Annotated in this window: 4 protein-coding genes; 2 read left to right on the top strand and 2 right to left on the bottom strand. The window is 65.5% G+C overall.

The annotated features are described in order from the left end of the window. Positions 1 to 84 precede the first annotated feature (84 nt). Complete coding sequence (locus tag GVN67_RS28090; protein ID WP_160000606.1) at positions 85 to 609, top strand: hypothetical protein; 525 nt, start codon at positions 85 to 87, stop codon at positions 607 to 609. A 331-nt stretch (positions 610 to 940) separates the two neighbouring features. Here the strand turns inward: GVN67_RS28090 and GVN67_RS28085 are convergent, their stop codons facing one another. Together GVN67_RS28085 and GVN67_RS28080 are read right to left on the bottom strand one after the other, a co-directional pair. Next, entirely contained in the window at positions 941 to 3,532 is a 2,592-nt protein-coding gene (locus GVN67_RS28085; RefSeq protein ID WP_160000605.1) for an ATP-binding protein, read from the bottom strand. Beyond that, positions 3,522 to 3,800, bottom strand: coding sequence for a hypothetical protein (locus tag GVN67_RS28080; protein ID WP_160000604.1), 279 nt, complete (start codon positions 3,798 to 3,800; stop codon positions 3,522 to 3,524). The genes GVN67_RS28085 and GVN67_RS28080 overlap by 11 nt, the downstream gene beginning before the upstream one ends. 284 nt (positions 3,801 to 4,084) lie before the next feature. On the opposite strand from GVN67_RS28080, the gene GVN67_RS28075 reads away from it, so the two are divergent. Continuing rightward, the gene (locus GVN67_RS28075; protein WP_160000603.1) at positions 4,085 to 4,390 is read left to right on the top strand and encodes a hypothetical protein; all 306 of its coding nucleotides are present in this window, start codon (positions 4,085 to 4,087) and stop codon (positions 4,388 to 4,390) included. Positions 4,391 to 4,710: the final 320 nt, after the last annotated feature.

Genomic DNA, 4,710 nt, shown 5'->3' with positions numbered 1-4,710 from the left:
TGCCATGTGGATGAGGATAGGGGCTGGGGGGTGGGGGAGTCGAGGGTTCGACATCCCCGGCCGCCCTAGGATGCCGCTGCATGGGTGACGCGCAGCAGCCGGTTGGCGTCGCGCTTTCGCTGGCATCGTCTCTTGGCTAGAAGGCGGGCCATGGACAACAGCATGGCGGCGAAGCCCTACAGCAAGCTCAAGGGCGATGCCTACCGGGCCTATGAGGAACTGCCGGCCGAGGTGCGCCGCGCCCTGCAGGAATCCCTGGTGGACTGGTGCCCGTTGCGGGCGCGCGAATGGCACCTCCACCTGCTGCAGCAGCGGCTGCGGCCGGCGCAGGCGGCATCCCTGCTGGTCCAGGCGATCCGCCGGCACGATCATGCCGAAGTCGCGGCCTTCGCGAAGACCTGGCCGGCCGGGGCGCTGGCCTATCCGCATCTGGCCGCCGAAGCGACGCTGCAGCGCTATGCCGGGATGGACGGCATCCCCGCCGCCCCGCCGCTTCCCGAGGTGCCGCCCAGGACACAGACCAAGGCAGTGGCCAAGGCGCCGTCCAAGACACGCGCCAAGACATGGCCCAAGCCCCGTACCAAGCGCCGCGCGAACCGCCGCCGCTGAGGGCCGACACCGGCGGCCTCGGCTCTCTGGACACCAGGAGAATCCCGCCTCGGGATTCTTGATTGAATCGTCTGACACGCGGGATCGCCTTTTAGCGCAATCTTCGCGGCGCACCGGCCGAAGAGGGCCACCAAGCGCCTGGCGGAGCGCTTCGCCAGCATCGAAAGACGCTTCCTCCTGCGCCTGACCGACATGCCGGAGACATCCGGCTGCTCAGCGAGCGAGGCCGCTTGTGAGATCAGCGGGAAAGCTCAGCGCGCAGACGAAGTGCTGAGTTCTTCAAGACAAGACACCTTCGGTCTCAGAAATCCTGCTGTTGCACCCTCCGTTCTTAGTCCGCAATGAGATCCTTAATCCGGCTGGCTAAAGCTTCCATCGCGAATGGCTTGGTCAAGACGTGCATGCCAGGATCGAGATGACCGTGGCTGAGCACGGCATTCTCGGCATAGCCAGTGATGAACAGCACTTTTAGGTTGGGCCGCGCCACCCGGGCCGCATCGGCGACCTGCCGCCCGTTCATGCCGCCTGGCAGGCCCACATCGGTCACCAGCAGGTCAATCCGGGCATCGGACTGCAGTACCCTCAGGCCACCGGCGCCATCCGCGGCTTCGATCGCCGTGTAGCCGAGATCCTCCAGAACCTCGCTCACCAGCATCCGCACCGTGGGCTCATCGTCCACCACCAGCACCGTCTGCCCCGCCTCCGCACGCGGCGCATCGGCCAGATCGGGTATCGGTGCAGCGGTCTCCACCTGCCCCAGGTGCCGGGGCAGGTAGATGCACACCATGGTGCCGGTACCAAGCTCGGAGTAGATCCGCACCTGCCCGCCGGACTGCTTGGCGAAGCCGTAGATCATGGACAACCCCAGACCAGTGCCCATGCCGATCGGCTTGGTGGTGAAGAAGGGGTCGAAAGCCTTGGCCACGACGTTCGGCGGCATGCCTGTCCCGGTGTCGGAGACACAGAGCGACACGTATTGGCCGGGGGCCAGGTCCCGGTCACGCGCCGTGCGCTCGTCCAGCCATCGGTTGGCTGTCTCGATGCTGAGCTTGCCGCCGTCCGGCATGGCGTCGCGGGCATTGATGCAGAGGTTCAGCAGCGCGTTCTCGAGCTGGCTGGGATCCACCAGCGTGGGCCACAATCCCACCGCCCCGACCGGCGGTTCCAGCGTGATCCCTGGCCCCACCGTCCGCCGGATCAGATCCTCCATCCCGACGACCAGCCGGTTCACGTCGGTGGGCTTGGGGTCCAGCGTCTGGCGCCGCGAGAAAGCCAAAAGCCGGTGGGTCAGCGCTGCGGCACGGTTGGCCGCGCTCATGGCGGCGTTGACGTAGCGGTCGAGGTCCCGGATCCGGCCCTGTGCGATACGGACCTGTATCAGTTCAAGGCTGCCGGTCACGCCGGTCAGCAGGTTGTTGAAGTCGTGCGCCAGGCCACCGGTCAGCTGCCCGACGGCCTCCATCTTCTGCGACTGGCGCAGCGCCTCTTCCGTTGCCGCTTGCTCGCGAAGGGCCGTCGCGACGCGCTCCTGCAGGATCGCGTTGAAGTCGCGCATGGCGGCCTCGCTGCGGCTGCGCTCGACCGCGATGCGCGTCCTGGCGGCCACTTCCTTGATGAAGGCAAGCTCCTCCGCCTGCCAGCTCCGGACGGAGCCATGATTGACGTAGAGCACGGCGACCAGCCGGCCTTGCTCGATCACCAGCACATTGACGAAGCTCGCAGCGCTTCGCCCCCTGAGCGCATCGGCCGCGGACGCCGTGCGCGCATCCTGAGCGACGTCATCGATGCTGATGAACTCGCCGCGCTTGAGGCTGTCGATGAAGGCCCCGTAGGCCCGCAGCGGCACCACCCCGGCCAGCGTTTCGACACCCGCTGCGCTCCAGTCCTGCCGGACATGCAGCGTCTCGGCCTCCGGATCGATGGTGCCATAGCCAACCCGGCTGACCTTCAGCATTTCCCCCAGGATGCTGGAGGCGGCGAGCGCGATGACGTCGGGATCGCCAAGGTCGCTGATGCGGTCCGTGAGCCTCACCAGCGCGTCGCTGTAGAGCCTGCCGCGAACGCGCGCCGTGGTGTCATAGCCACCGACGAAGATGCCGGTCACCAGCCCCTGGTCGTTGCGGATCGGCTGGTACAGGAGATCGATGTAGCGGTCGTCGTCCTCACCGGCGAGGCGGATCGGCATGGCCTGGGCGGCGAAGGGCTCGCCCGTCGCATAGGCCTGGTCCAGCAGCTCATAGAAGCCTTGACCTGCAATCTCGGGAAAGACCTCGCGGACGGTGCGGCCAATAAAGCGGCGCGGCCCGGAGATCGCCACATAGGCGTCGTTGACGTATTCGTAGACATGATCAGGGCCGGTGAGCACCCCGACAAAGCCGGGCATCTGCTGCAGAAGGTGACGCTGGCGCGCCTCGGTCGTGCGCAGCTCCTGCTCGGCGGCCTTCTGCTGCGTCATCTCCGTCGCAATCAGCAGCACGCCCGCGAAGCCCTCGCCTTCACCCTGGACGGGCGAAAAGCTGTAGGTCCAGATCGTTTCCTCAACACGGCCGTGCCGCCGCATCATCATCGGAAGATTTTCGATGGCGAAGCCCCGGCCGGTGGTCAGCACCTCGGCCACCTGGGGGCTGAGCACGGGGGCGATGTCGGTGAGCACCTCCGGCATCGGGCGCCCGAACGCGGATGGGTGCCGGTCGCCGAGGGCCACCCCATAGGCGTCGTTGTAGAGCAGCCATTGCTGCGGGCCCCAATACAGGGCCGCGATGCCCTTGGTGTTGAGCACCAGCGACAGGGCGGAGCGCAGCGATTGCGGCCAGGTCTCGTAGGGCCCCATAGGGGAGGCAGACCAGTCGGTGTCCCGGACATGCTGGCCCATCTCGCCGCCGCCGATCAGGGGTTGAAGCCGACCCACGTCCTTATTGGGCATTGAACCCGGCTTTCGCAGGCTGCTCCGGCCGCAGGCGCAGAGCGGTGCCCATTAGATCGCTGATGGTGCCGCCGCGATCCAAAGCCGCCAGGCTTCGAGCGACGGTGCGAAACAAGGGTCTGATGGACATCGAGAGCGATCGCCGGTTGGACTTGACCGCATTATTATCGACCGCAGTAAATGCTACAAGACATCGAGTAGCCAAGCCTGCGTTAAAGTCTCGGGCGAAAAAGAGATTCTCAAATAGATATTTCGCCTTCACATTCATTGGAAGAAATATATTATTTTCTAATTGGGTGTCATCGCCGATGGTCTCCCCTTTATGAATTAAAAAACTCCATTGATACTTTTGTCCCGAAAGTAATTAAAGGCGATGCCTCCGTTTCATTTTCTCCCGGAAAAGCGCGTCCGCAGAGTATTGGACCACCATCGCGCAGCTTGTTCGCAGGTCGAGCTGTGCCGCGCGCGGACAGCGCTGCCGGTCGACAAGGCCGCGCAGAAGACGGCTTCGTCGCCTAGCCGCCCAGGGCCCGCCGACCTATCTTGCCGCGCATGTCCCGCTCCCCTGCTGCCGACCTCGCCCCCCTGATCAAGCTGATGCAGGCGGGTGTCCCCCCCACCCGCGCCGCCAGCGAATTGTCTCGCGTCCTGGCGATCTGGAAGACCGAGCTCAAGGACGACGACGAGCAGTTCCAGGAGCGTCTCTCCGGCCTGGCCGAGCAGATGGTGACGGGGATCGAGGAAATGCACGAGGGCATCGCCGAGGCGAGCGACAAAGGAAAGCCCACGCTGCGGCGGATCCTGGCGACGCATGAGGCGGTGTTGGACGGCGTGCGCAAGGCGCAGGGGGCGGGCTAGGCATCCGGCTCAGGCGAGACGTTTCAACCCCTACGCCGGCCCCACGCTCACGATAACCTTTTATTATCGGGCCTTCACGCCACCCGTGCCACCTCTGCCATCTTCCCCTCCCCGTTCCGGCAAATTCCGCTTCTGTTCTCGACTATTTTTCGCATACTCTGGTGGTCTTCCAGTGAACCGCCAGCAGAAGGCTGCGCATCGCATGGCCGAGCCCCTTCTTCCCTCGTCTGCCCCGCCGCCTGAGCCGCCCTCGCCCAGGCCGCCGATCGGCTGGACCGCCCTGCCCTCCCCGGCCCCACACCGGATTTTCGCGGAAACCC

The organism is Roseomonas sp. 18066 (assembly GCF_902706185.1).
Taxonomy (GTDB): Bacteria; Pseudomonadota; Alphaproteobacteria; order Acetobacterales; family Acetobacteraceae; genus Pseudoroseomonas.
The sequence above is the reverse complement of the archived record's forward strand: the minus strand, read 5'-3'. Positions and strand labels throughout refer to the sequence as shown.